This window comes from Streptomyces sp. GESEQ-35 (assembly GCF_017948485.1).
Classification (GTDB): Bacteria; Actinomycetota; Actinomycetes; order Streptomycetales; family Streptomycetaceae; genus Streptomyces.
In genome coordinates, this window is record NZ_JAFFSX010000043.1 from 1 (window position 1) to 24,834 (window position 24,834).

Sequence of the window (24,834 nt, forward strand, 5' to 3'; positions counted from 1 at the left end):
TGTGACCTCACGCATACGGTCCTGGCGCAGCGGACGGCCGAGCACTGAACGCATCGCCGTGTGCTCGGGCGGATCGCTGCACAGGGTGATGCCTTCGAGCTGGGCGTTCATCGCCGGATCCACGAACACCCCGCGCGCCGAGGAGAATATCTGCCAGTCCATCAGGGCCGCGCGTACCTCAGCGTAACGGGGCAGCGCGTAGAGGTCGTACCGGGACAGGTACACCACCGGCCCGAGAGCCCGGAGTTCGGAGTAGATCGCGTAGGGATCGATGCGCGCCTGCTCCGTGTAGAGGTCGACGTCGCTGACCGGAATGGTGTGCATGGGTTCTCCATAGGGCGATCGAGTGTCTGGGTTGCCCTCTCACCGGGGCAGACCCAGAGCGGAACACAGGTGGAACGGTCGGCTTGGCGGCGGGGCTGCCGACGGATGATGGCCATAACCCGAAGATCAGCCGATGGCTGTTCGTCTATGCGGACCTCACCTCGCGAGCCGTCGGTGCTGGCCGAACTGCCGACCCAGATGGTTTCGTCCGTCTCGTTCTGCACCGTGATGGTGTGCCCGGCATCGCCGGCGGAAGCGACCGGTACCTCGCCCTTGCGCTCGCCGTAGCCGCTGGATACATACCGGATCGCCGGGGTTGTGGCTGTCACACCAGCAATGACCAGTAAGAGAGTTGGGAGAAGTGGTCGTCTGCGCATAGAGGACTCTCAAGTCGGGCTCGTGTGGATCGACGATCGGGGAGTGTGTCGGATCGACGATCAGGCTTCGCCTGCGCCCGCACGACGTATGCGCGCCGCGGACGGTTCACTGGGAGGCTGGTCCTCGGTTCCGGCCCTTCCGTCCTTCAGCCCTCCCGCGCTGCGATCGATGTGCGCAGCGGCCGTGAGCGGGCTGGGTCAGGGGCACGTCGCCGAGGTGCCCCCGAGGACGACATCGGTAGGGGCCGAAGGGCGGCGACCGCCGTCGAGAAGGGCGCATTCCGTACGAGTGCGACGCCGTAGTCCTGGGCGGCCGGGGGCTGGGAGGCGCGGAGCCTGACGTCGGTGCCCGGTAGGCCGGTCATCGACAAAAGACATGCACGTCGCCCGCCGGCCCGTGGCCAGATGCTGCCGTGGCGGTCGTGGTGAATGCCGGCGGTTCTGCTGCTCGAGCTCCCCGCGTACGGATGCGGGGTGGAAGCCCGCGACTTTCGGCTTCGGCGTCGGCTGCGTCGGGCCGCATGCACCGGGCCGGAAACGTTCTGCCGCGACGCGGCATTGAACCCTTTGTCCCGGCAGCCCGTTGTGTCCCGCGTCGACATCGTGGCCTTGAGAAGAGGACAACCCGTGCGAGCGCAGGTTCGCCGCCCGCGCATCGAAACGAAGGCACCGACTCGATTCCGTCAATTCGCCAGTTCCGTCAGCTCTATCAGTTCTGCAGTTCCGTCCATTTACGTCACTTCCATCCGTTTCGCCACTACGCCGCTACGCGAGTTCGCCCATTCGTCCATGTGCCCATTGCTTATGAAGGTTGCTCCTCTCCATGCGCACGAAGCTTGATGCCGTCTCCATCGTCGCCGTACTGGTGACGGTCGGTGCGTTCTCCGCGACCGCGCCGTTGACCGCGTATGCCACCGGCCCCGTGCTCGCGCTGGCCCTGGGGCGCAACGCGCTGGGACTCCTCACGCTGGGACCGGTTTTCCTGCTGATCCGGCGGCGCGAGGTGCGGAGGACTTTCAGCGGAGAGCGTTCCTTGTTCAGGAAAGAGCAGCGACGTGCTGTCTTCTTCGGCGTTCTCGCCGGCACGGCGTTGGCCGCTCACTTCGCCACGTTCATGTCCAGCACACGGCTGACGAGTGTCGCCATGGCAACCGCGCTGGTCGCCACTCAGCCTGTGTGGCAGGCCGTCATCGCGTCCCTGCAGAAAAACCCGCTCCCGCGTGTGACGTGGGTGGGTCTGGCCGTTTCGGTGGTGGGCGCGGTGGTCGCGAGCGGCGTGGACATGCGCGCGGGCACGGAGGCTGTGGTCGGTGACCTTCTCGCCCTCGCGGGCGCGGTCGCGCTCGCCGGCTACACGGCGCTCAGCGAACAGGCCCGTCCTGACGTGAGTACTCCGATGTACTCGGTGCTGTGCTTCGCGGTGTGCACCGTGGAGCTGCTGATCCTCTGCCTGGTCACCGGAACTCCGCTCTTCTCGTTCACCGGTGACACCTGGCTCGCGCTGCTGGGCCTGCTTATCTTCCCTCAGCTGCTGGGCCTGTTCTCGCTCAACTTCGCCCTGGGCCGGGCGCCGGCCACAGCGGTGAGTGTGATGCTGCTGCTGGAGGCACCCGTGGCGGCCGTCATCGCCTGGTTGTGGCTCGATGAGCTTCCCGCCGGGAGTGCGTGGCCGGGACTGCTGCTGATCATGCTGGGCGTGGCCGTGGTCGTGGTGGCGGATGCGCGGCGCGCGGATCCGACGGCGGACGGCCTCGGTGGCCCCATCGGCCCCGGCGGGACGATCGGTTCCCTCATGCTTCCGCAGCATCCTCTGCTCACCCTGGACTCCGCACCCGGTGACGACGCCCACGCCTTTCTGTGGCGCTTGGCGCATGCGGGACGGTTCGAGGAAGTCGAAGCCGCCATACGGAAGTCGGAGAACCACGCCGTCCGCGTCCACGGCCCCAAGTCCACCGAGGCCATGCACTGGATCGAGGTACGAGCCGTCGTCGCCCGTATCGCCGGAGACCCGGGGCTCGCCGCCCGGCTGTGGTTGGCCGCCGCCCGATTCTACTCCTCTTTGCCACGGCCGGACCTCCACGAGAGGCGGGCGTGCCTCGACCGCGCCTTCCACGAGTGGAGCAACGTCAAGGACAACCACGCCATCGGTCAACTGGCCTCGGCGCTCCGCGAGATGTACGAGAACGACCCGGACCATCGCCCTGAAGTCCCGGACGCCATAGACCGACGCCTGCGGCGCAGGGGCATCCATTCCGTCCCGGGTGCAGCCCAGGGTCTGGTGACACGTACCGCAACGACGCGCTCCGTGACGGAACCATGAATGCCACTCAACAGAATGTGAACCAATGACGGAAAACGAGCCCTCCGGTCGCGAGACTAACGACGGCCGCCACACCGACGAGGACAAGGGACGGAACACAACGGATCGCCTTCGTGTCGTGGTCCTTTTCGGGGGACGCAGCGCCGAGCACGACGTCTCCTGCGCCTCCGCGGCGCGGACAGTCAGCGCGTTGGACCGGACCCGCTACCAGGCCCAGCCGGTGCGCATCAGCACCGCCGGCGAGTGGGCGGCCGGTCCCGAGGACCTCATGGCGCAGGCGCTGGGAGTGGCCGAGCTCGAGCAGCTGACGCCGATGACCGGGGCCGGCATGGCGGCGAGCCTCGCCCGGGTCCTGCCGGTGCTGGACGCGGCCGACGTGGTGATACCCGTGCTGCACGGCCCGTACGGCGAGGACGGCACCGTGCAGGGAATGCTGGAGCTGCTGGACGTGCCGTACGTCGGCAATGGGGTGATCGCCGGCGCCGCCGGGATGGACAAGGAGATCACCAAGCAGCTGCTCGCCGCGCGCGGCATACCCCTGGTGCCGGGCATTGTGCTCGGGGCCGGCGAGAAGATGGCGCAGGCGGACCGCGAGGCTCTGGGGCTCCCCCTGTTCGTGAAGCCCGCCCGCGGCGGCTCCAGCATCGGGGCGGGACCGGTGCGCGAGTGGGAGGAACTCGACGCCGCCCTGGCCGTGGCGCGCGCGGTCGACGACAAAGTGCTCGTCGAGCGGTCGGTGACCGCGCGCGAGGTGGAGGTCGGCGTGCTGCAGTTCCCCGACGGCCAGGTGCGGACCGGGCCCCCGCTGGAGATCCGTTTCAACGCCGGTCATGGTTTCTTCGGATACGACGCTAAATACCGTGACAGGGCCACCGTCCTGGAATGCCCCGCGAACCTTCCCCTCGAAGTCGCGGACACAATGCGGGACATAGCCGTCGACGTCTTCCACACGCTCGGCTGCTCGGGCCTCCTGCGGGTGGACTTCTTCCTGTGCGAGGGCGACGAGCTGTTCGTCAACGAGGTGAACACGTTCCCCGGCTTCACCCCCGCCTCGCAGTACCCGGCCATCTGGGAAGCGGCCGGGATGTCCGTGGGCGACCTCATGGACCGGCTCATCCAGACCACTCTGGTCACCCGCCCCCGCGACCGCGCCGGTGAGAGGGAACAGCGATGATCCCGACGTCCGCGCGGCAGATCGCCGAGGTGGTGGGCGGAACCTTGCACGACGCTCCCGACCCGGAGATCGTGGTGGACCGCCCCACGGTGATCGACTCGCGGCTGGCGGAGCCCGGCAGTCTCTTCGCCGCCCTGCCCGGGGAGCACACCGACGGCCACCTGCACGCCGAGGCCGCGGTGGCCCGGGGCGCGGTGGCCGTGCTGGCCGCGCGGCCCGTCGGCGTACCGGCCGTCGTCGTCCCGGACGTACAGCGGGCGCTGGGAGACCTGGCCTTGGCCGTGGTGAACGAACTGAAGGACACCACGGTGATCGGTGTGACGGGCTCGGCCGGCAAGACCGGCACCAAGGACCTGCTGGCGCAGGTCCTGGCCTCCCGAGCCGAGACCGTCGCGAACCCGCTGTCCTTCAACAACGAGATCGGCCTGCCGCTCACCGTGCTGACCGCGGACGAACGGACCAGGTTCCTGGTCACGGAGATGGGCGCCCGAGGGCTCGGTCAGATCGCCTACCTGGCCGGTATCGCACGGCCGTCGGTCGGCGTGGTGACCAATGTGGGCAGCGCCCACCTCGGCGAGTTCGGCAGCCGGGAGGCGACCTGCGTCGGCAAGGGCGAACTCGTCGAGGCCCTGCCCGACGACGGGACGGCCGTGCTCAACGCGGACGATCCGGCCGTGATGACCATGGCGCGGCGCACGGCGGCCACGGTGCTGACATTCGGGCACGGCCGCGGTGACGTCCAGGTGCACGGCATGGAGCTGGACGCCGGGGCCCGGCCGTCGTTCGAGCTGTCCTACGCCGGCGAGCGGGAGCGCGTGAGCCTCGCCCTGCACGGAGCCCACCAGGCGACCAACGCCGCTGCCGCCGCCGCGGCGGCCCTCGCGGCCGGCCTGGAGCTTCAGGACGTCGCGCGTGCCCTGGAGGAGGCACGGCGCCTGACCCCCAGCCGTATGCAGATCACCCGCACCCCCGGCGGCGTGACCATCGTCAACGACGCCTTCAACGCCAACCCCGAGGCGATGGGCGTGGCCCTGGACGCGCTGATGGCCCTCACCGGGCCGGGGCAGCGGTCCATCGCCGTACTGGGGGAGATGCGCGAACTCGGGCCGGACTCCGAGCGGTTCCACCGCCGGCTCGGGGAGCGGGTGGCGGCCGCCGGCGTCACCAACCTCATCGCGGTCGGCGGCAAGGACGCGGCCGCGCTCTACGAGGCAGCGGTCACGGCAGGGATCAACGCGAGCCTCGTACCCGACCGGAACGCGGCCCTCGACCTGTTCCGCGGCTACCTCCTCCCCGGCGACGTCGTCCTGATCAAGGGATCGCACGCCACGCAGGTGGAGCGCATCGCCACGGCACTGCTGGAACTCGGTGACGCGGGGCGGGGAGCACCATGACTGAGATATCGCCCCCTGCCGAGCGGGCTGAACCGACCGCGCCCGCCGACTTCGTCGCGCTCGCCGACATCGACCCCACGATCCGCCAGGAGATGCGCTACGCCACGGCCCACAACTTCGTCGGCACACAGCTCGACGGCTACGACGACCCGTGCTGCGTCCTGACCCGGCCGGCCGCCGGGGCCCTGAGCCGGGCCCAGCAGATCCTCCTGCGCGACGGCTTCGCGCTTAAGGTCTACGACGGATACCGGCCCCAGGCGGCCGTCGACCACATGGTGCACTGGTCCCGGGATCCCGAGGCGCAGCACATGAAGTCCGTCTTCTACCCGTACGTCGACAAAGAGCTGCTGTTCGCGGACGGCTATGTGGCGGCACGGTCGGGGCACAGCCGGGGCAGCACGGTCGATGTCACGCTGACCACGAGCGACGGTGAAGTGCTGGACATGGGGACCGAGTTCGACTTCTTCGACCCCCGCTCCCACACCCTCCACCCGGACACCGAACCCGTGCCACGCGAGAACCGCCGCATGCTCACCGAGGCCATGGCGAGCGCGGGTTTCGTGAACCTTCCCGAGGAGTGGTGGCACTTCACCCTCGCCGAAGAGCCCTTCCCCGACTCCTACTTCGGCTTTCCGGTCCGCCGGAGCGCACTGCACGCTCCGGGACGGCCGTATCAGCTCTCACACCCTATCCGGCGACCGTGGTGAGCCATGTGCTCGTCATGAAGGCCGCGAAGTGCAGAGCGAGCGCCGTAGCCGCGAGAAAGCCGAAGCCCAGGGGTGTCCACTGCTCGCGGCGAAGGAGACGACGCTCACCGCGGGCCACACGTACCACTTCACGGCGGCGCAGAAGCAGCAGGAAGCGGCCCAGGGCGGCAAAGCCCAGGGCGTTTCGCCAGAAAGCCATGGCGAGAGGTGAGGCCGAGGCGGCGGTAAGCGGCGCAGTGGCCGAGGCGGAGACCACGGTGACCACGGTGACCGCCATGGTCAGGGGATCGGACCGCCGCGGGTCTGAACCATCAAGGCCCCACAGCCGTTGTGCCATCACGACCGGCGTCGACGGCCGGTCATCGAGTCTGGGAGGTTCGTCCATGCCCGCGCCACTGTTCACGTCACCGAAGCCGTCCGGCTCGTACATCCCCTCCGGTCCCTCCGTTCCGTCCCGCCCCTCCTGCCGTGCCCGGCTCGGCCCGCACGGGCTGCTGAGCCGGCGCAGGGTCGTGCCGGACGCGAACGGGGCCTCGTCCTGGCCGGCACGGCAGGCACGATCCGGCGGCCGTGCCCCGGAGCTTCCCGGCACCCAACTGCCGTCCGCCCTGCTGCCGTTGCCGCCGGGGTTCGAGCTGAACCGCGCCCCGGTCGCATCCGTCGTGTCTGCGTAGGCGACACCTGTTCTCCCGATCCGGCGCGGGCGCGATCCGAGAGGTGTGTTTCATGTGTTTCATGCGCAGACGCTCACTGCTGCTCGTTCTGTTACTGATCATCGTCGGTGCGACGACCACGACCACCGTGATCCTCAGCCGGCACAGCGACGCCGCAGGCATCAACGGTGCGTTGGCTGCCGACGTGGGCAACGCGGAGCACACCGTCACCCTGCAGAACAGGACCGACAGCCGTATCTGAGTCGGCAACAACGTCAACGCGGCTGGCTCAGCCGCGCTGACCGGGCTTCCGGCCCTCGACCCGGGCCAGTCCGCCACCATCAGCGTCCCCGAGCACGCAGGCGGCGGGCACTGGCGCGGCACGTTCTTCGCGCGGCAGGGCTGCTCCGGCGACGATGACAGCAACTTCCACTGTGCGGTCGGCGACTGCGGACCCTACGCCGACCACTGCTCCACCGGCCAACAACCCACCAGCCTCGCCGAGTTCAACTTCGACTCCGGCGACTCGCTCGAGCCCTGGTACGACGTCTGCTACGTCGACGCCGTATCGACCGCCGTCCCACCCAACGACATGACGCCGCCCGCGTCGGGCGAGTGCGCGGCGGCGGGCTGTGCCCTCGACCACTTTCCGGCACTGTGGCGGCGCCGGAGACCTCCAGGAGATGGAACGCACGCACGAGGACGTGGACCGCCAGCCGTCGCATCTCGCCCCGCATGCGGGCTGCGAGATCCTGCACGTCCGGGACAGGAGCTGCACATTCCCCTGGAGCTGCTGCGTCATGGTGTCCAGTTCCTCGCCGGGTCTCCTGGGATCCGCGCCCCGAGTCGCCGCCAACCCCACCGGGCGGCGCATGGCCCCGCTCCGCCCCGTCAGCACAGGCTTCCCACCGGAGCGGAGCGGGCTCACCATCCCGCTGGACCGGGCCTGGTTCACCATTCCGATGCGGGCAAGTCAATACACGTCTTTCGCGTTCACCGCCCACCTCCTCGGCGCCGGCATCGACGCCTCGATCGGCACCGTCGGCGACGCCCTGGACAACGCGCTCATGGAATCCCAGATCGGCCTCTACAGGACCGAATTGATCAAGCCGCGCAGCCCTGGCACGGACTCGCCGACGTCGAACTCGCCACTGCGGAATGGGTCGGCTGGTTCAACAACCACCGCCTCCACACGGCGATCGGAGACATCCCGCCCCACGAGCACGAGACCAACTACTACGCTCGACACCAGCCCCAACCGGCGGCTGAAGCGAACGCATAGAGCCTCCACCGATCCCGGAGCGCTTCAGGGCGCAGGGCGGACAGGATTCGGAACACCGCTGGGACGGCCTCGGGTTTGGCCGATGTTCCGAAACCATCCTGCAGGTTCAGCGTGCCGCTGTCCCGGAGAGCCGGGACAGCGGCAGCCTCACGTGCGCCGAAGCCGTTCGGCTACTGGAAGTCGCAGCCAGGGTTGGGGGCATCCTCCGACAGCGGTGCACCATGAGGGAGGACATACAGCACGTCCAGGACGACTGGCGTGGTGCCGAGGTTGCGCCCGATGTGAACCTGCTGGGGGCCGGAAGGCTCAGTCACCGAACTGCCTGACTTGTAGACACCGTCGGACTTGCAAGTGGAATCGAAGTGGCTGAGCGTTCCCTTCTCGACGTAGGCGTACAGAGTGCCGTCATGGAAGTGCCAGCCGGTGCTCTGACCGGCAGGGATGGTGATCTGACGCAATATGTAGTCCTTACCGCCCACCGTTGTCTGCGAAATGGTCTCGCCCTTCACACCGGGACCAGCCGGTGTCGCCTCGGCCGTGGCGACGCCCGCCAGTGTTGCCGTGGCGGCTAGAGCCGCGATCATTCCAGCCTGCATGCGCTTGTTCACGTCAATGTCCTTCTTGCCGACGATCCTTGCCAACCGCAGAAGATGCGGCGTCGGCGTACTGTCCGTACGGTGCAGCCCCGGGCATGGCATGCCCAGAGCCCGCCTATCGGCAACACGACGTCAGCGCATGGCTCAGGGTTCAATAGACAACCAGTCAGATGTCAAAACTCAAGCTCACTGCCGGGCTCTGGGTGACCGATCCGGCAGGAACGTGTCGGGCGGGAGTCGGCCGTGCCCGAAGTGGACCTGAACGGGGTGCTGGTGATCGCCCATTCCGAGAAGCAGGATACGGCCGCGGCCTGTCGCCCCAACAGCGGCGGTAGTGCTGCCCTCGGCGCTCGATCGGGTATCAGCGGCGGGTGTCGATCTTCAGGTCGCCCGCAGTCACCTTGCGGATGTGGTCACTGGCGAGCATGTCGTGCGGGAAGCCGAGTCCGATCGCGCTGGCCTCGTGGAGGCGGGCCAGTTGGGCGGCGGTGAAGCCGACTTCCAGGGCACCCAGATTGTCCTCCAGTTGCGCGGGGGTGCGGGCGCCGATGATCGGTGCCGTCACGCCCGGGTTCTGCAGGGTCCAGGCCAGCCCGACCTGGGCGGGTGTGCGGCCCAGGTCCCTGGCGACCTCCTTCACGACATCGGCGATGGCGAGGTTGCGTTCGGTCAGCGTGCCCAAGGCGAGGTTGAAGCTCTTGCGGGTGCCGTCGTCGGATGAGCCGTTCGTCGCGGTCAGGTCGTCGCGTGTGTACTTGCCGGTGAGCACTCCGCCGGCCAGCGGTGAAAACGGGATGACACCCAGCCCCATCTCACGTGCCATGGGGATGAGGTCACGTTCCCCGGAACGTTCGATCAGGTTGTATTCGATCTGCAGCGCGACCAGCGGCGACCAGCCGCGGAGGTCAGCGATCGCCTGCATGCGCGACACCTGCCAGGCCGGGGTATTGGAGATCGCCACGTACAGGACCTTGCCCTGCCGGACCAGATCGTCCATGCCGCGCAGGATCTCCTCGACCGGTGTCGTGAAATCCCAGACGTGCAGGTAGAGCAGATCGATGTAGTCCGTGTTCAGCTGTCGCAGACTGGCTTCCACCGACGCGAACAGGCTCTTGCGGTGAGGGCCCCCGGAGTTCGGGTCGCCGGGCCGGCGCAGTGTTGTGTATTTCGTTGCCAGCACCAGGCTTTCGCGGTTGTCGCGGGTGAATTCGCCCAGCAGGCGCTCGGAGCTGCCGTTGGTGTAAGTGTTGGCGGTGTCGATGAAGTTGCCGCCGCGCTCGACGTAGAGGTCGAAGAGCTTGCGGGCCTCGTCCTGCTCGGCGCCCCAGCCCCATTCGGTGCCGAAGGTCGCCGCGCCCAGCGCCAGCGGTGAGACCCGCAGCCCGGAGCGGCCCAGCAGCCGATAGGTGTCGAGGGTGAGCGACATAAGGGTCCTCCTGCGCTTGTGATCCGTCGTCGAGAGCAAGCCTGTGACCGCCGCGAGCCGGGGGTAAGGGAAAGAGGTTCCTGGGAACACCGATCCCACCCTGACTGTTGTGCAGGCATGACGACCCGCACCGTGGACACGACGCAGGAGCTGGCCGCGTTCCTGAGGACCCGCCGCGAGCGCCTGGCCCCGCACGATGTCGGTCTGCCGCCGCGTCGTCAGGCCCGGCGGACCCCGGGATTGCGCCGCGAAGAGGTCGCCGAACTGGCCGGGGTCAGCGTCGACTACATCGTGCGGCTGGAACAGGCCCGCGGGCTGCGGCCCTCAGCGGCCGTGGTGGAGGCGCTGGCCCGGGCGCTGCGCCTGGCCCCCGACGAACGCGCCTACCTCTTCGGCCTGGCCCAGCAGCGCCCCCGCCACGCCGGCAAGCCCGCCACCATGGCAGCACCGCCACTGGCCCGGCTGGTCACCGATCTGTCTCCACTGCCGGCCATGCTGATGAACCACCGCTACGACATCCTGGCCTGGAACAGCGAAATGGCGAGGCTGCTACTGGACTTCGACGCGCTGCCGCCGTCGCAGCGCAATGCGATGTGGCTGTGCCTGATGCATCCGGAGATGCGTGAGTTCTATGTCGACCGCGAGCACGCCGTGCGGGAGGGGATCGCCCACCTGCGCGCTGCGTGGGCCGCGCATCCGGAAGACCAGGCGTTGACCGACCTCATCACCGAATTCACCACTCATGACGAGGAATTCGCTCGCCTGTGGGCCGAGCGAGACGTCAAGGTCAACGGCCGGGGACGCAAGGTGCTGCGGCATCCTGAAGTCGGTGCGATCGCAGTGCATTTCGAAGTGCTCATGCCACTTCAAGATCCGGACCAGCGGTTGATGATCTACCGCCCCGCGGACGATGAGAGCCAGGCAGCACTGGACCGGTTGTGCACACGGTGATGTCGAACCGTCTCTTCACGTGCTGAGCCGAACCGTCATCCCGGCGTGTTTTCGGAATCCATCGGCGAGATCCGGGCCGACAGCATCCCGGGATGACAGACCGGCCGCGCCGGACAGCGAACACCGTGAGGATTTCCCATGCTCACGCGGTCGGCAGGACTCAATGGCCGGCCCGGGCCTCAGTGGTCCTCGATGATGCTCACGGCCGTGCCGTCCTTGACTCCACCGTCGCGGAGGCGCCCTTCACCAGCGCCCTGGATGTCCATGGTCGTCGAGGTGAAGAACGCCTGCCCCATGCCCTTCATGTCACTGACCACGCACGCGCCCGGAGCCATGTACGAGACCGTACCGGCCCAAGTGCCAGTGACAGCCTTGCCGCTGGTGCCACCCGCCTCGTTGCCGGTCTGCGCCTTCACGTCGCCACCGCTGTCCTGGCCCTCGCTGCCACCGGACGTCTCCTTCAGATCCGCCGAGGACGGTCTTGCGGCTGCGCGTGCGAAGCATGGTGCCCGGTCCCCTGGTCGTATGGGTAGTGCAGTCGGCCGACTCCACCCTGCCGTGCTTGCTTGGTCGATCATCAGCCTGGCCGACGCCACGATCTTGAGGGAAGGACAGTTACGGGGTGATGACACAGCCGTAGTCGGGAGGGACACAGTCAGACGTCATCCCCCTGTACAGGGAGCCGTATGCGGGCGCGCAAACCCACCAACGTCGCGCGCCTCGTACGCGCTCACGCCGGGGTCTCGGGAGTCTTTGGGTGAGCCGAACAGCGTGGCGTGGGCCCACCGCAGCTGTCCCCCTCGTGAGCTACGCGCAAGTGTCCACCGCAGGCTGACGATTCCGGACCGCCGCGTCAATAGCGTGGTGATCAGTCGCAGCGGCCGACGCACCGGCATGTCCACCACGGAGGCCGCGGAAACGCCGGTCCAGCCGCACCGCAGCGCACACAGCGCCCCGTCACCACACCCACCCCACAACCGCATGTAACAGCCTTGTATGAGAGGCCGGGTGAACGGAACGTCCCCCGGCCCGAGCGGATCTTAGTGATCAGAAACGCTCACTCGTGCCCAGCAGACGGCACCGACCGCAAGGGAAAGCAACCATGCGCGCCAGGAATACCGCCATCGCCACCCTCGCCCTCGTCTCGGGTCTCTCACTCACCGCCTGCCAGGGCAACGACGACTCCTCCGCGAGCGGAAACGACTTCGACTCCGCAGCCGGGTCGTCGCCCGCCTCGTCGTCCTCGTCCGCCTCGCCCTCCTCCTCGTCGTCCTCCGAGAACTCCGGCGGCAGCAGCACCTCCGACGGGAACGCCACGACCGCCGGCGGCGGCAGCGGCTCCTCGAACGCCGGTGACTCCACCGACGGCAGCGGCGGCGGCCAGATCAACACCGGCCCCTGCGAGACCGCGAACCTCACCTTCAGCGCCGCCCACGGCATGGCCGAGGGCGACGTCCTGGTCAGCCTCAGCAACACCGCCGACGCCTGCTCCCTCAAGGGCTTCCCGGGCGTCGACCTCAAGACCGACAGCGGCCCCGGTGGCATCAGCGCCGAGCGCACCGAGCTCGCCACCCCGACCGTCGTCCTCCAGAACGGCGAGACGACCCGCTTCACCCTGCACACCCCGCGCAACGACACCGGCGGCTCCGGGCTCAAAATCACCCAGATCGTCGTCACCCCGCCCAACGAGACCCACTCCAAGACCCTGCCGATCACCCTCAACCTCCCTGACGTCACCGAGCCCGGCTACGTGGCGGGCGTCACGGTCGACCCTGTCGGCACCGGCAAGCAGTGACGGAACGACACCCCCGCTTCACAGGCAGGCCGACGCACGGTGGACAACTTCGCCGCTCATTCGACAGGCGTCACGCGTCACTCGGACCCTCCCCACGAGCCCCAACTCCCGCCCTGCGTCCCCCACACGGCCACTCCGTCCACGAGTTCACGCACCGACCCGTTCAGGAGCACACCGAGGTGCTCATCGGAGTCTGCGAAATCCTCGACGTTCCACTGCCCGAGAAACTGACCGTCGAGGTCATCTCACCGGACACCACAGAGCACATACCGCTGCAGCGGCACCTCGACAGCGTGCTGCATCTGGTGAGGAGCAGACGCAGAAGACTTCACGCTCCTCGTCATCTGCACCAACCGCGAGGCCGCCTGCTGAGCGAAGGACCCTTCCACCTGCGGTCGAATACCTCGTCAAGGACAACGAGGGACACAGCTTGGTGAACACGGAGAGCCGGCTCGACTCGTACCACACCGTCAAGCGCTTCCTCGCCCGGCACCTGGGCGGGCGCCGCGACGAGTCGTGGGTCTGCTCGCCGTGGCGCGGATGACGACCCCGGTGACGAGGGCCGCCCCCTACGAAACCCGACAATCCTTGTCCACGATCGCCCTCGACCCCCAACAGGATCACACCCGACGGGCAATCCCCCCTCTCACCGGGGACAAGCACCCCGCCTAACGAGGGACAAAACCTCTTTACTCTACATTTGCCAATGCAATGCGTGTGCGGCCACACTGCCGCATGTATCCGAGTACCAGGAGCCTGGACCATATGGATATATCAGACCGAGCAACCGCTCCACTGCGTTTCGCGGTGCTGGGACGCGTCAGAGCATGGCGCGGCGCCATGGAGCTGAACCTGGGCTCGCCGCAGCAGAGAGTGGTGCTGGCCGCACTGCTGCTGCGGCGCGGGCGTCCGGTCACGGTGGCCGAACTGGTCGACGCCATATGGGGCGACGAGCCGCCGACCGCCGCCGTGTCTGTGCTGCGCACCTATGTGTCGCGGCTGCGCAAGGTGCTGAACCCCGGGCCCGACGCTGCCAGATCCCCTGAGGCCCATGAGTCCCCGCAGCCGGTGGTCTCGGTCACGGACGGATATCTGGTCCGTCTCCCGGACGGCTCCCTGGACCTGGACGTGTTCGAGCAGCGGGTCGCCCGGGCGCAGAAGCTGCGCGCCGAGGGCGAACTCCCGGCGGCTACGAAGCTGCTGCACACCGCGCTAGACGAGTGGGAGGGGGCGCCGCTGGCCGGACTTCCCGGCCCGCTGGCCGAGGTCGAGCGCTCCCGGCTGGCCGAGGAGCGGCTGAGCACGCTGGAGACCTGCCTGGAGATCGACGTCGAACTCGGCCGCCTGAGCGAGGTCATCCCCACACTGATCACGCTGACCAGCGAGCACCCGCTGCGGGAACAGCTGAGCCGGCTCCTGATGCTCGCGCTGTACCGGTCCGGACGGCAGGCCGAGGCGCTGGCGGCGTACCGCAGGACGCGCAGCACCCTGGTGGCCGAGCTGGGCGTCGAACCGGGCAGGTCACTGCGGGAGCTGCACCACCGCATCCTCGCGGCCGACGCCTCGCTGGAACCCCTGGCCCCGGAGCGGGAGGCCGCACCGCAGGAGCCCGAGGCCGTCAGCCACATGGCCACGCCCGCGCAGCTCCCCGCCGACCTCCCGGTCTTCACCGGGCGCCAGGACGAACTCCGGCAGGTCCTCTCCCTCGCGCCGGACAGCGTGACGCCCCCGTCCCTCACGGTGATCAGCGGCATGGCGGGCATCGGCAAGACCACGCTGGCCGTGCACTGGGCCCACCGGGTCGCCCACCACTACCCCGACGGACAGCTTTACATCAATCTGCGCGGATTCGACCCGACCGGTGCGGTCGTCTCGTCGGCGAAGGCCGTCCGGATCTTCCTCAACGCACTCGGCGTCCCCCCGGAGGCCATTCCGGCCTCACTGGACGCCCAGGCCGCCCTGTACCGCAGCCTGCTCGCCGGTCGCCGGATGTTGGTGCTCCTCGACAACGCCCGCGACGCCGAGCAGATCCGGCCCCTGCTGCCCGGCTCACCCGGCTGCCTGACCATCGTGACCAGCCGCAGTCAGCTCACCGGCCTGATCGCGGGCGAGGGGGCGCAACCGCTGACGCTCAGCCCGCTGACTACTGCCGAGTCACACGGCTTCCTGGCACGCCGCGTCGGTGCCGCATGGCTGGCCGCGGAACCCGAGGTCGCCAACGAGATCGTCGAGTTCTGCGGCCGACTGCCCCTGGCCCTCGCCATCGTCGCGGCCCGTGCCGCAACCAACCCCGACTTCGCGCTCGGCACCGTCGCCAGGGAACTGCGCGAGAGCCAGGGCAACCTCGACGCACTCACGGGCGGCGACCGCACCTCGGACGTACGCACCGTCTTCTCCTGGTCCTACGACGCGCTGTCCGCGCCTGCCGCGCGGCTGTTCCGGCTGCTGGGCCTGCACTCCGGACCCGACATCTCCGCGCCCGCGGCGGCAGCTCTCGCCGGGCTGCCCCGACGCGAGACCCGCGGTCTGCTCGCCGAGATCACCAGGCTCAGCCTCCTCAACGAGCACGCACCCGGCCGCTACGCCCTGCACGACCTGCTGCGGGTCTACGCCACGGAACGCGCCGCCGCGGAAGAGCAACAGGAGCGGGACCGGGCCGTGGAGCGGCTCCTGTGCTGGTACCTGCACGCGACGGACGCCGTCTACGCCCAGCTCGCGCCGCGCCGCCGCCCGCTCCCCCTCGAACCCCTTCCCCCGCAGGTCGAGCCCATGACGTTCGCCTCGCACGACCAGGCCCTGCAGTGGTGCGAGCGCGAGCGCTCCAACTTCGTCGCCACAGTGCACCAGGCCGCCGCATCGCACCGGCCCGACCTCGCGTGGCGGCTGACCGTAGCGCTCTGGGGGTTTTACAGCCTGCACGGCACTCTGCAGGACTGGCTCAACACCGCACGGACCTGTCTCGAGTGCGCCCGCGAGTCCGGCAACCGGAGGGGCGAGGCCTGGAGCCTCAATGAAGTGGCCGTCGCACTCATCACATTGCGCCGATCCGACGAGGCCATCGAGTACTTGCGGGAGGCGCAGGAGCTGTACCGGCAGCTCGGCGACACGTACGGCAGCTCCCGGGTCGAGAACAGCCTGGGCGTCGCCCATCTGCACTCGGGTCAGCTCGACGAGGCCGTCGACCACCTCGATCGCGCGCTGGCTCTCTCCCGGGCCTGCGGCGACGAATGGGCCGAGGGCATTGCTCTGTCCCAGCTGGGAGACGCCTTTCGGCAACTGGGCCGGTTCGACGAGGCCATCCACTACCTGCGCAACGGGCTGACGATCGTGCACGCCACCGGCTACCGCTGGATCGAAGCGGTCACGCTCGACAGCCTCGGCGTCGCCCTGCACCGGCGGCAGCGCCATGACGAGGCCATCGAGTGCTACCACGAGGCGCTGGACATACTGCGGGAGGTCGGCAACCGCTGGGGCGAGGGCGACACCCTCGGCCACCTCGGCGACGTCCTCCTGGACGCGGGCCGGCCGGACGCGGCTCGCGCCCGGTGGCGGGAGGCCATGTCGGCCATGGAGGAGTCCGGCCATCCGGACGCCGGGGCGATCCGGGAAAGGCTTCGCCGCCTGGACGCACACGAGCCGGCCCCGGGTCCGGATTCGGGAGCGAGCCGCCTGGACGGCATATCCCGATTGAACCGTCTCGTGCGGTGAGCCGTTGTCACCAGCACGGGAAGGGAAGGTACTGCCGATGTCCGGTCAGCAGGAAGATTCCGGCACGACGCAACAGTTGAGGGCCCTCGAAGCAATGAGAGACGTCAATCGCGCTGCTCGCCCGAACAGGCTGCCGCATGCGCCGAACGAGCGCTATATGCGCAGCCTGTCGGAGGCCGCACGGAAGTATCACATTGACGCCGACCGTGCGTATCTCCAGGCCGTGACGAACGAGGACGGCAGCGTCGCGAGCCGCCGACGGATGGAGGAAGCCGCGCACGACAAGGAGTACGCCGCGGAGCAACGGCTGCTCCACGGATGGGCGTACGAGAGCATGGTGGCCGACTGGCTGTGCGCGGAGTCGCCGCACCACCGCGACCGGATCGCAGCCCGGCTCTCCACGGTGTCCATACATCTCGCACGGCCGATGCGAGAGCTCCACTGAGCCACGCCACCGAGGCGCGGGAGCCGGGCGGGGTCCATGGCGTCACGCCGCGGACGGGTACCGCACCCTGGGCTCCTCGCCAGCCCCGTCGTCAGCGTTCTCAACGACACCCATGACCATGCGCAGCACACGTATGGCGTGGTGCACCCGCGACTTGACGGTGCCCGACGGGACACCGAGCACCTGCCCGGCCTCGCGCATCGACCTGCCGGAGAAGAACGTCTCGTACAGCGCTTCCCGGTGGTTGGTCGACAGGTGGTGGAACGCTTCCTTGAGCACCATCGAGGAGAGCAGCCAGCCCACCTCGTCCGGGCTCGTCAGCCGGCCCTCCAGCCAGGCGCTGCCGTCGACCTCCTGAGGGCGGGCCTTGCGCAGCCGGTAGTCGTCCACGACCAGGTTGCGAGCCACCTGAACAGCCACGGCCCCAGCGGCTGACCAGACGTCAGGTCCTGGGTGCGCCAGCAGCGCAGCAGCGCCTCCTGCACCAGGTCCTCGGCTCTGTAGTGGTCGCCTCCCAGCAGCCGGAGCGTGTAGGTGTACAAAGAGCCCGCCTGCTCTTCGTAGAGCGTGCGCAGCGCGCGTTCCCGGTCATTCATCGCCCCCGAGGAACCCATCACGGTCCAGCTCACGATTCCCTCGTTCCATCTGGCGCGATGATGACGAACCCCGACATGGTCTTCTCGGCGGATCCCCGACATGGGTTGGTGGCGCGGAGCGGCTGGGAACGGGCAGAAGCTCGAACGGTGCTCCGCGATCTCGGCTGGGAGTGGGAAGAGGACGTGCATGCCTTGGTACCGCCGGACGACATGGACCCGGCCGATGCCGGAGTTCAAGCCGTCCTGGAACTCCACCGGCACGGCCACCGAGCCGGCCACCTCTCAGGGCCATACGGGACCTTGCGGCTGCGTCTCGCTGAGGTGGAGCAGGTCTTCAGCCGCATTACGGCGGGGCAGCCGACGTATCCGAATGGGCAGAAGGCGCCCTCCCCCGAATCGACTCGAAGAGCTGTGGAAGCGCCTCCTCGGTCGTACGCGGACAGCTACGGCAGGGAGAGCTTCGCGCACGAGAGAGTGGACCACACCCAACCCGATCATGGTGAGCCAGCCGATCCCACCGACCAGGGAAGCCTCAATGATGTTGAAGGCCAGGCCCACAGATCTGCACTGCGACATGTCCCTGACCGCGGTCGACGAACTGCGGCAGCACGGCGGCGAAGAACACGATGGTCCTGGGATTGGTCACACCGACTGCGACCCCCTCCCAAAACGTCCGCAGACCGCCCTGCGCGGCCCCTGCTCCGGTGATCGCAGCGTGCAACGACCCACGCTCACGCCATGCCTTGATGCCGAGAAACACCAAGCAGGCGGCACCCGCCAGCTTGAGCAGCGTGAAAATGAGAACCGAGCGTTCCACCACCGCCCCGACCCTGAACGCCACGGCCACGATCAGCACATAGGCGCCGACCGCGTTGCCCACAACCGTGGTCAACGCGGCGCGGCGCCCCTGCGCCAGCGCCCGCCCGATCACGAAGTCCTTCCGTCAACGCGTTCCGTGGGCGACCGGCCGACCCTGGGAGTGTGATCAACAGGGTTATCATGTGGTCATGGCTGACAGGTCCCGGAGCAGCACTTCCACGGACGGCGGTCGCCCCCTGAGGCGAGATGCCGCCCTCAACCGGGAACGAATTCTGCACGCCGCTCGTGAGATCTTCGGCCGGCGCGGACTGGGAGTCACGCTCGATGACGTGGCTCGCCATGCCGGAGTCGGCGTCGGTACCGTGTATCGCCGTTTCCCCACCAAAGAGGCTCTCGTACGTGCCCTGTTCGCGCAGGATCTCGAGATGCGGCAGGAGGTGGCCGAGAAGGCCCTTGCCCACCCCGATCCCTGGCAGGGCTTCGTCGACTTCGTCATGGAAATGACGGGCGACCTCGCCGAGAACCGCGGCCTGCACGAAGTGATCATGCTCGGCAGCCACAGCTCAGGGCCCATCGAGACGGCGCGCGGCGGCATGCTCCCCTTCCTCGAAGCCCTGATCCGTCGCGCTCAGGAGAGCGGGCAGCTCCGCGCGGAGGTAACCCCTTCCGACATCCCCGTCATCCAGCACATGCTGAGCGCCGCCACCCAGTTCACGCAGGGCAAGCAGCCGGAGATCTGGCGTCGCTACATCGAGATCGTCCTGAACGGGCTCAGGCAGCGCCCCGACAACCCTCCTCTGACGACCCCAAGTCTGAGCAATGAGACGGTGGAGCAGGTCATGGGACTCGTCAGGCCTGAGCCGGCCGCGGAGTAGCGAGCGGCTCAGCAGTGCCATCTCGCGGCCCGCGGCCGGCATCAGGGAACTCGGCTACGGCAGGTTGACCGGGTTGCCGGCCTTTCCGTCCCCGAGCCAGATCTTCTGCTCCGGCTCGTCGTAGTAGACGATCTCCGCGCAGGGGCCTTCCGGCTCCTTGTCCGCGGTCTGGAAGTGACCTGCCGACCACTCGGTGAGGTCGTGTTCGGCGAGGAGCTTGCTGATCACGTTCCGGAACTCGGTGTAGCCGACGCAGTTCCGGTCGGCGAAACGCTCCCTGATCTCGGTGCGGAAGTGGGCGAGGTTCAGCTGCTCGCGGGTGGGTCCGCGGTAGGGATCCGAGCGGTGGCGCGCACACTCGTCCCGACCGCCCGGATAGACCTCGATCGAGCCCTGCTCGGAGCTGTCGACGCAGGCGGTGAGCGTCTCGGGCGCCGGCTCGCCGAAGGCCTCCTGCCACAGCTGCCGGCACACCTTGATCGGGTCGTCGGCGACGGGATTGAAGTTGATACTGGCGTCGGACTGATCGGATCCCACGCAGTTGAGACCGCTCGAGTCGAGGGTGTGACCCTCACCGTCGCCCGCGACCCACGCATAGGTCGCGGCAGTGCCGCCGGCCAGGGCCACGGCCACCACCGGGACCACGACCATCGTGCGCCTGCGTCGCCGGAGGGTGCGCTGACGCACCTGGGCGAGGATCCGGTCGGCGGCCGGGGAGTTCGGATCGAGGTCCGACGGGTCAGGGTGTGGATCGCCGGTCCGGAGCATCCGGACGAGTTCGTCATCGCTCAGCATGATCCTTCTCCTTGGTCGCAGGCACTTCGGAACTCGATGCGGCGAGCCGTTCCCTCAACCGCTGCTTGGCCCGGTGAAGGCGTGTGTCGACGGCACCGACGGAGATGCCGAGGACCGTCGCGATCTCGTGCCGGGACAGGTCGTCCCAGTAGGCCAGGCGCAGCAGTTCCCGGTCGGCGGCCGACGCCTGCGCCAGCGCGGCCTCAAGTTCGTCGCCGGCGTCATCCCGATGTTGGCGTGGTTGCGGGGGATCCGGCTGCTCCGCCACTCTCAGCAGCAGCCGGGACCAACGTCGTTGACTGCGGGCCTGGTTGGCCAGCACACGTCGGGCGATCCCCAGCAGCCACAGCACCGCCTCCTCGCCGTCGTCGGGCAGATGACGTCGTCGGCGCCAGGCCACCACATAGACCTCGGCCACGGCGTCGTGTGCCGCCGTCTCGCCGGTCCGGCGCAGGCAGTACGCCATCACCCGGCGGAACGTCTGCCGGAACAGCTGCTCCAGCCGCTCATTGCGTTCATCCGCATCCATAGCCCAGCAATGTCCACCACCGCCCGATCGCTTACCAGCCGACAGCGACACTCTTTCGCGCGCAACTCACCGCTGCGACAGGGCGATCAGCCGGGAGCCGTGCGGAGGAACCGCCTTTGCGGTCCAGGAGTTGTCGGACTTGCCGATGTCCCGTTGGCTCACCAGGTCGCGGACCTGGTGCTTGCCGTTGATGCCGAGTCGGTCCCAGGTCGTGGTGATGTCGGCGGGCGCGTCGCCGAGGTTGTACACGGCGACGGCGAGGCGGCCGTCGGGCAGGCGCTTCTTCCACACCTGAAGTGATCCGTCGGTGACCTGGGTGGGGAGGACACCCGCCTGGTCGACGGCGATCACCTCACGGTTGGTGAGGATCGAGGTGGCCTTGGCGTCGAGCTTGGCGAGGTCTCCGCCGACGTACAGCGGGGACGAGGCCATGGACCAGAACGTCATGACGCTCTGGCGTTCGGTGTCGTTGATGCCGTCCTGGATGCCGTTGCCCGTGTTGTTGGAGATGGGCATGGAGTCAAGGTCCGGCCAGTAGTTCGGCTCGACGACGTCGAGCCACTTCGGCAGGTCCTCCCACCTGTTGTCGACCGATGCCTGCCAGCTGGAGACGGTGTTGCAGTAGCACTCGACGTCGGTGTCGACGCGGACGCTGTTCGCCCACGGGCGCAGACCCTCGCCCGCCTCGCGGGGGATGGGCCAGGCGCTGGCGGTCAGCCACATCTTGCGGCCGCTCTGGTCGATCGCCTGCGACCACGCCTTGATGTCCGGGACGTTGTCGGTCGTGACGCCGTCGATCTTCACGAAGTCGACGCCCCAGGAGGCGAATTGGTCGGCGATGGAGTCGATGTACGCCTGAGCGCAGGGTTCGGTGTAGTCGATCTTCCAGTCGCCGCCCCACATGTTCGTCGGCGTCAGCGGCTGCACCGCGATGTCCTGGGTCGTGCAGTCCGTGCCGCGGATCGGGGCGTTCTGGTCGTACACGGCACGGGGAAGACCGGCGGCTCCGTAGAGGCCCATTCTGAGCCCCTTGCCGTGGACGTAGTCGGCCAGGTTCGCGATGCCGTTCGGGAAGCGCTCGGGGTCGGCCTCGGGAATGCCGTTGGCGTCGAAGCGGAACTGCCAGTCCCAGTTGGCGTTCCAGCCGGCGTCCAGGTTGATGTTGGTGTAGCCGGAACGCTTCAGCTTCGACGCCATGGCGTCGGTGGTCTGCTTGATGTGTTCCTCGGTGAGCCACTTCGTCCCGTAGTCCGGATGGCTGGAGGACTGGACGCTCCAGCTGCTCCAGCCCATGAACGGCTTGACGCTGAAGTCGCTCTTGGCCTGGGCGGGGACGGTGGTGCACATCAGGGTCGTGGTGATCACGGCCGCCACGGAGAGTCCGCGGCGGAGGCGACGAGCTGTGGGCATGACGGGGTCACCTTTCATAGTGAGGTTTGCCGATTTCGCCGATGCGAAGCGAGGTCCGGCTGGCGTGCGCGCGCCGCTACCAGCGGAGCGTGACGGACTCGCCGCGTGCGAGCCGAACGGTGCGTGCCTTGCCGCCGGCGACGACGTCGGTGCTGCGACCGCCGACGCTGCGGATCACCGCCTTCTCCACCACGCCGTCGCGCCAGGACAGGTCCACCGTGAAACCGCCCCGGGCGCCGACTCCGGTGATCCGGCCCCGCTCCGACCAGGCCGTGGGGAGCGCGGGCAGCAGTTCGATGCGGCCGGGGCGTGAGTGGACGAGCATCTCGACCATCGCCGACGGTGTGCCGAAGTTCGCGTCGATCTGGCAGATGCTGCTGGTGGCGTCGAGGGGCCAGGTGTCGAAGAGGTTGACGGCGGCGCCTCCGGTCTCCCCGTTGAACGGCACCAGATTCTTCATGATCTTCTCGTAGGCGGTGTCGCCTTCCCCGAACCTGGCCCAGCACAGGGCGCGCCAGGCATTGGCCCAGCCGTACATGTTGGTGCCCCGGGCTTTCAGGAGCTTGCGCACTCCGGCGACGAGGGCCGCCGGTGAGGTGTCGGGGTCGATGCGGTCGCCGGGGAACAAGCCCATCAGCGGCGAGAGGTGACGGTGCTCGACTTCCCCGAGGTTGTCCGGGGTCATCCACTCCTCCAGCCAGCCGGTGGTGGGGCTGACCTGCGGGAGGTACAGGCGTTGGCGCAGACCGTCGATGGTCTTGCGGTAGCGGGAGTCCCGGCCGAGTACCTGGGTCGCCGTGCGGTAGTTCGTGAAGAGCGTCCACACGAGCTCTTGGGCGTAGGTGATGCCGAGGGCGTCCTGGGGACCGTGTTCGGGTGACCAGTCCTTGTCCGCGACCAGCGCTTCGCGCGTCTCACCGGTCACGTGGTCGGTGACCTGGTACGGAATCAGCCGTGCTTCCCAGAATTCGCAGGCACCCTTGATCAGGGGGTAGATGCGTGCGAGCAATTCGGGGTCGTTACGGTATTCGTAGTGCTCGAAAAGGGTGTTGGCGAGCCAGGCACTTCCGGCCGGGTGCCATTGCCAGCCGGAGCCGCCGTCGATGTTCGTGGAGATTCCGACGGTCCAGCCGGCCACCTTTTCCGAGGAATTACGGAATCGATTGCGTGGGTCGTTGAAGAGGCGCCGGGTGTTCTCCGTCCAGGACGGGAGTTGGGCAAGGCAGTAGTCGGTGAGGGCGTCGAAGCAGCCCGGCAGGCCGGTGCGGTCGGCCATCCAGTAGTTCATCTGGATGTTGATGTCGGTGTGGTAGTCGCCCATCCAGCCGGGCTCGTTGGTGTCGATCCAGGAGCCCTGCAGCCCCATGGGGAGTCCGCCGCGGGAGCCGCAGATCATCAGATAGCGGCCGTACTGAAGGTAGGACGCCTCGAGTTCGGGGTCGGGGGCGGCTCCGGGCAGGGCGCGGGTGTGCAGCCGGGTCCAGGTGTCGGGCTGCCGCTGGGCCTCGGTCGAGGTTCCCAGCGAGATCTCCATCGTGGAGAAGAGCTCGCGGTAGTCGGCGACGTGGGTGTTGCGCAGGACGCCGGGGGCGACGGCGCCCGCGGCGACGGCCTTGGACCGGGCGAGGGGCTGTGGATCGATCGAGGGGTCGCGGTAGTTCCGTGCGAAGTCGGGTGCGTAGTCGGTGCCGCCGCTGAAGGTGACGGTCAGGTCGGCGCAGTCGGTGAACTCCAGGGACCCTTCGCTGATCCGGACCGTCCCGGTGCGGCTGACGGCGGTGACGGCGGCGCCGTAACGTCGGCCGTTGGCCAGGGCGGCACCGAAGGAAGCGATCGCTTCGCCGGTGTCCGTCGTGACGGTCTCGCCGTGCGTACCCGCGAGGAGAATCCGCCCGGTGTACGCGCCGCCGCCGCTCTGCGTGAAGGAGACGATCACGGCGTCGTCCGGCCGGCTCGCGTAGATCTCGCGTCGGTAAGCGACGTCCTCGTACACGTAAGTGGTCGTCTGTAGACCGTTGCTGAGGTCGAGAGCGCGCCGGTAGCCGGTGACGGCTGCAAGCCCGTGGTCGGGTAGGTCGACGGTGAGGTGGGCGAGTTGGGTCAGGGAGCCGAAACTCGTGCGGTCGTAGGGGAACTGACCGTCGTCGCTGAGGCTGGTGTTGGGGCCGCCCGACCACATGGAGGCGTCGGTGATGTAGAGCGTCTCCCTGGCGGGATCGCCGCCGACCAGGGCGCCGAGCCGGCCGTTCCCCACGGGCAGGGCCTGCTGGATCATCGACCGCTCGGAGGCGGGGGACGCGTACCAGAGCCGTACCGCCTCGTCGGTGGGCACCCGGGGGTCGGCGACGGGCCGCTTCGGCTCCGCCGCGGCTGCGCGGAACGGCGGAATTCCGCCGAGGGCGGCGAGAGTTCCGGCGACCGCGCCGCCGGTCAGCGTGAGAAAGTTCCGACGGCTCGGCGACGCGGAATCGGTGGAGCTGGGTGCCTGCATGGTGTGTTGTCTCCTGGATTTCCCGGCGGGCGGCATACGACACAACTAGGAAACGCAGGAGGAACCTAAGTCCGGGAAACTAAAGGCTCAAGAGCCCGGACATCCGGAAAGGGAATGTCGCGCATTCGAAATTCGCCGGGACGTCCCCGGGCAGACAGACGGGGTGC

General features: G+C 68.4%; 21 protein-coding genes and 4 pseudogenes. 13 read left to right on the top strand and 12 right to left on the bottom strand.

Translation table 11 applies throughout. From position 1 onward, the window contains the following. Positions 1 to 324 (bottom strand): annotated as a pseudogene (locus tag KCH87_RS46240) (cytochrome P450); the annotation flags it as partial. Between the two features lie 1,200 nt (positions 325 to 1,524). On the opposite strand from KCH87_RS46240, the gene KCH87_RS46245 reads away from it, so the two are divergent. From KCH87_RS46245 to KCH87_RS46260, 4 genes are read left to right on the top strand one after another with little or no spacing between them, the layout of a single operon-like run. Beyond that, complete coding sequence (locus tag KCH87_RS46245) at positions 1,525 to 3,021, top strand: DMT family transporter (protein ID WP_210593995.1); 1,497 nt, start codon at positions 1,525 to 1,527, stop codon at positions 3,019 to 3,021. A 25-nt stretch (positions 3,022 to 3,046) separates the two neighbouring features. Beyond that, positions 3,047 to 4,195 (top strand): D-alanine--D-alanine ligase family protein, encoded by a 1,149-nt coding sequence (locus KCH87_RS46250; protein ID WP_247197848.1) that lies wholly within the window; start codon positions 3,047 to 3,049, stop codon positions 4,193 to 4,195. Further along, entirely contained in the window at positions 4,192 to 5,589 is a 1,398-nt protein-coding gene (gene murF, locus KCH87_RS46255) for a UDP-N-acetylmuramoyl-tripeptide--D-alanyl-D-alanine ligase (protein ID WP_210593997.1), read from the top strand. The genes KCH87_RS46250 and murF overlap by 4 nt, the downstream gene beginning before the upstream one ends. Further along, on the top strand, positions 5,586 to 6,296 hold the full coding sequence (locus tag KCH87_RS46260; protein ID WP_210593998.1) for a M15 family metallopeptidase: 711 nt from the start codon (positions 5,586 to 5,588) through the stop codon (positions 6,294 to 6,296). The genes murF and KCH87_RS46260 overlap by 4 nt, the downstream gene beginning before the upstream one ends. On the opposite strand, the gene KCH87_RS46265 is transcribed toward KCH87_RS46260, so the two are convergent. Then, on the bottom strand, positions 6,277 to 6,495 hold the full coding sequence (locus KCH87_RS46265) for a hypothetical protein (RefSeq protein ID WP_210593999.1): 219 nt from the start codon (positions 6,493 to 6,495) through the stop codon (positions 6,277 to 6,279). The two genes, KCH87_RS46260 and KCH87_RS46265, sit on opposite strands and share 20 nt — an antisense overlap. 184 nt (positions 6,496 to 6,679) lie before the next feature. Here KCH87_RS46265 and KCH87_RS46270 point away from each other — a divergent pair, with 184 nt between their 5' ends. The 4 genes and pseudogenes from KCH87_RS46270 to KCH87_RS49795 form a co-directional block, all read left to right on the top strand. Beyond that, positions 6,680 to 6,970 carry a hypothetical protein gene (locus tag KCH87_RS46270; RefSeq protein ID WP_210594000.1) on the top strand — a complete coding sequence of 97 codons (291 nt, stop codon included), beginning with the start codon at positions 6,680 to 6,682 and terminating at the stop codon, positions 6,968 to 6,970. Positions 6,971 to 7,031: 61 nt separating this feature from the next. After that, complete coding sequence (locus KCH87_RS46275) at positions 7,032 to 7,211, top strand: hypothetical protein (protein WP_210594001.1); 180 nt, start codon at positions 7,032 to 7,034, stop codon at positions 7,209 to 7,211. A gap of 36 nt (positions 7,212 to 7,247) precedes the next feature. Beyond that, positions 7,248 to 7,580, top strand: a pseudogene (locus KCH87_RS46280) (thaumatin family protein); the annotation flags it as partial. A gap of 312 nt (positions 7,581 to 7,892) precedes the next feature. Continuing rightward, positions 7,893 to 8,231: pseudogene (locus tag KCH87_RS49795) on the top strand (integrase core domain-containing protein); the annotation flags it as partial. Between the two features lie 170 nt (positions 8,232 to 8,401). On the opposite strand, the gene KCH87_RS46285 reads toward KCH87_RS49795, so the two are convergent. Continuing rightward, positions 8,402 to 8,827 carry a cupin domain-containing protein gene (locus KCH87_RS46285; RefSeq protein WP_247197851.1) on the bottom strand — a complete coding sequence of 142 codons (426 nt, stop codon included), beginning with the start codon at positions 8,825 to 8,827 and terminating at the stop codon, positions 8,402 to 8,404. Between the two features lie 361 nt (positions 8,828 to 9,188). Beyond that, on the bottom strand, positions 9,189 to 10,253 hold the full coding sequence (locus KCH87_RS46290) for an aldo/keto reductase (RefSeq protein ID WP_210594002.1): 1,065 nt from the start codon (positions 10,251 to 10,253) through the stop codon (positions 9,189 to 9,191). A gap of 117 nt (positions 10,254 to 10,370) precedes the next feature. On the opposite strand from KCH87_RS46290, the gene KCH87_RS46295 reads away from it, so the two are divergent. Beyond that, positions 10,371 to 11,204, top strand: a complete 834-nt coding sequence (locus tag KCH87_RS46295) for a helix-turn-helix transcriptional regulator (RefSeq protein WP_210594003.1) — start codon at positions 10,371 to 10,373, stop codon at positions 11,202 to 11,204. Between the two features lie 179 nt (positions 11,205 to 11,383). On the opposite strand, the gene KCH87_RS46300 is transcribed toward KCH87_RS46295, so the two are convergent. Beyond that, positions 11,384 to 11,620, bottom strand: a complete 237-nt coding sequence (locus tag KCH87_RS46300) for a hypothetical protein (RefSeq protein WP_210594004.1) — start codon at positions 11,618 to 11,620, stop codon at positions 11,384 to 11,386. Positions 11,621 to 12,306: 686 nt separating this feature from the next. Here KCH87_RS46300 and KCH87_RS46305 point away from each other — a divergent pair. The 3 genes from KCH87_RS46305 to KCH87_RS46315 all read left to right on the top strand — a co-directional run bounded on the left by KCH87_RS46305 (position 12,307) and on the right by KCH87_RS46315 (position 17,152). Next, the gene (locus KCH87_RS46305) at positions 12,307 to 12,999 is read left to right on the top strand and encodes a DUF4232 domain-containing protein (RefSeq protein ID WP_210594005.1); all 693 of its coding nucleotides are present in this window, start codon (positions 12,307 to 12,309) and stop codon (positions 12,997 to 12,999) included. Between the two features lie 840 nt (positions 13,000 to 13,839). Next, a complete protein-coding gene (locus KCH87_RS46310; RefSeq protein ID WP_247197849.1) occupies positions 13,840 to 16,707 on the top strand; it encodes a BTAD domain-containing putative transcriptional regulator in 2,868 nt (955 codons plus the stop codon). A gap of 94 nt (positions 16,708 to 16,801) precedes the next feature. Further along, positions 16,802 to 17,152 carry a hypothetical protein gene (locus tag KCH87_RS46315; RefSeq protein WP_210594007.1) on the top strand — a complete coding sequence of 117 codons (351 nt, stop codon included), beginning with the start codon at positions 16,802 to 16,804 and terminating at the stop codon, positions 17,150 to 17,152. Between the two features lie 42 nt (positions 17,153 to 17,194). On the opposite strand, the gene KCH87_RS50625 is transcribed toward KCH87_RS46315, so the two are convergent. The 3 genes and pseudogenes from KCH87_RS50625 to KCH87_RS46325 all read right to left on the bottom strand — a co-directional run. Further along, positions 17,195 to 17,572: a sigma factor-like helix-turn-helix DNA-binding protein gene (locus KCH87_RS50625; RefSeq protein ID WP_308299082.1), complete on the bottom strand. Its 378-nt coding sequence runs from the start codon at positions 17,570 to 17,572 to the stop codon at positions 17,195 to 17,197. After that, positions 17,470 to 17,937: a sigma factor gene (locus KCH87_RS50630; protein ID WP_308299085.1), complete on the bottom strand. Its 468-nt coding sequence runs from the start codon at positions 17,935 to 17,937 to the stop codon at positions 17,470 to 17,472. Before KCH87_RS50630 ends, KCH87_RS50625 begins: the two co-directional genes overlap by 103 nt. A 345-nt stretch (positions 17,938 to 18,282) precedes the next feature. Further along, a pseudogene (locus KCH87_RS46325) lies at positions 18,283 to 18,682 on the bottom strand (LysE family translocator); the annotation flags it as partial. A 73-nt stretch (positions 18,683 to 18,755) separates the two neighbouring features. Between KCH87_RS46325 and KCH87_RS46330 the strand changes: the two are divergent. After that, the gene (locus KCH87_RS46330) at positions 18,756 to 19,442 is read left to right on the top strand and encodes a TetR/AcrR family transcriptional regulator (RefSeq protein ID WP_210594008.1); all 687 of its coding nucleotides are present in this window, start codon (positions 18,756 to 18,758) and stop codon (positions 19,440 to 19,442) included. A 54-nt stretch (positions 19,443 to 19,496) separates the two neighbouring features. Here KCH87_RS46330 and KCH87_RS46335 read toward each other — a convergent pair whose 3' ends face one another. The 4 genes from KCH87_RS46335 to KCH87_RS46350 all read right to left on the bottom strand — a co-directional run bounded on the left by KCH87_RS46335 (position 19,497) and on the right by KCH87_RS46350 (position 24,667). After that, positions 19,497 to 20,237, bottom strand: a complete 741-nt coding sequence (locus tag KCH87_RS46335) for a hypothetical protein (protein WP_210594009.1) — start codon at positions 20,235 to 20,237, stop codon at positions 19,497 to 19,499. Beyond that, entirely contained in the window at positions 20,224 to 20,766 is a 543-nt protein-coding gene (locus KCH87_RS46340) for an RNA polymerase sigma factor (protein ID WP_210594010.1), read from the bottom strand. The genes KCH87_RS46335 and KCH87_RS46340 overlap by 14 nt, the downstream gene beginning before the upstream one ends. A 66-nt stretch (positions 20,767 to 20,832) precedes the next feature. Next, a complete protein-coding gene (locus KCH87_RS46345) occupies positions 20,833 to 22,176 on the bottom strand; it encodes a glycoside hydrolase family 27 protein (RefSeq protein ID WP_210594011.1) in 1,344 nt (447 codons plus the stop codon). 76 nt (positions 22,177 to 22,252) lie between these two features. Further along, on the bottom strand, positions 22,253 to 24,667 hold the full coding sequence (locus KCH87_RS46350) for a glycoside hydrolase N-terminal domain-containing protein (RefSeq protein ID WP_210594012.1): 2,415 nt from the start codon (positions 24,665 to 24,667) through the stop codon (positions 22,253 to 22,255). Positions 24,668 to 24,834 lie beyond the last annotated feature (167 nt).

Coding starts and splice junctions, on each gene's coding strand:
- KCH87_RS46350 (WP_210594012.1), bottom strand. CDS start 24,667: ATGCAGGCACCCAGCTCCACCGATTCCGCGTCGCCGAGCCGTCGGAAC.
- KCH87_RS46340 (WP_210594010.1), bottom strand. CDS start 20,766: ATGGATGCGGATGAACGCAATGAGCGGCTGGAGCAGCTGTTCCGGCAG.
- KCH87_RS46295 (WP_210594003.1), top strand. CDS start 10,371: ATGACGACCCGCACCGTGGACACGACGCAGGAGCTGGCCGCGTTCCTG.
- KCH87_RS46270 (WP_210594000.1), top strand. CDS start 6,680: ATGCCCGCGCCACTGTTCACGTCACCGAAGCCGTCCGGCTCGTACATC.
- KCH87_RS46285 (WP_247197851.1), bottom strand. CDS start 8,827: ATGCAGGCTGGAATGATCGCGGCTCTAGCCGCCACGGCAACACTGGCG.
- KCH87_RS46330 (WP_210594008.1), top strand. CDS start 18,756: ATGGCTGACAGGTCCCGGAGCAGCACTTCCACGGACGGCGGTCGCCCC.
- KCH87_RS46310 (WP_247197849.1), top strand. CDS start 13,840: ATGGAGCTGAACCTGGGCTCGCCGCAGCAGAGAGTGGTGCTGGCCGCA.
- KCH87_RS46305 (WP_210594005.1), top strand. CDS start 12,307: ATGCGCGCCAGGAATACCGCCATCGCCACCCTCGCCCTCGTCTCGGGT.
- KCH87_RS46345 (WP_210594011.1), bottom strand. CDS start 22,176: ATGCCCACAGCTCGTCGCCTCCGCCGCGGACTCTCCGTGGCGGCCGTG.
- KCH87_RS50630 (WP_308299085.1), bottom strand. CDS start 17,937: ATGCACGTCCTCTTCCCACTCCCAGCCGAGATCGCGGAGCACCGTTCG.
- murF (WP_210593997.1), top strand. CDS start 4,192: ATGATCCCGACGTCCGCGCGGCAGATCGCCGAGGTGGTGGGCGGAACC.
- KCH87_RS46250 (WP_247197848.1), top strand. CDS start 3,047: ATGACGGAAAACGAGCCCTCCGGTCGCGAGACTAACGACGGCCGCCAC.
- KCH87_RS46315 (WP_210594007.1), top strand. CDS start 16,802: ATGAGAGACGTCAATCGCGCTGCTCGCCCGAACAGGCTGCCGCATGCG.
- KCH87_RS46260 (WP_210593998.1), top strand. CDS start 5,586: ATGACTGAGATATCGCCCCCTGCCGAGCGGGCTGAACCGACCGCGCCC.
- KCH87_RS46265 (WP_210593999.1), bottom strand. CDS start 6,495: ATGGCTTTCTGGCGAAACGCCCTGGGCTTTGCCGCCCTGGGCCGCTTC.
- KCH87_RS46245 (WP_210593995.1), top strand. CDS start 1,525: ATGCGCACGAAGCTTGATGCCGTCTCCATCGTCGCCGTACTGGTGACG.
- KCH87_RS46290 (WP_210594002.1), bottom strand. CDS start 10,253: ATGTCGCTCACCCTCGACACCTATCGGCTGCTGGGCCGCTCCGGGCTG.
- KCH87_RS46335 (WP_210594009.1), bottom strand. CDS start 20,237: ATGCTGAGCGATGACGAACTCGTCCGGATGCTCCGGACCGGCGATCCA.
- KCH87_RS46275 (WP_210594001.1), top strand. CDS start 7,032: ATGCGCAGACGCTCACTGCTGCTCGTTCTGTTACTGATCATCGTCGGT.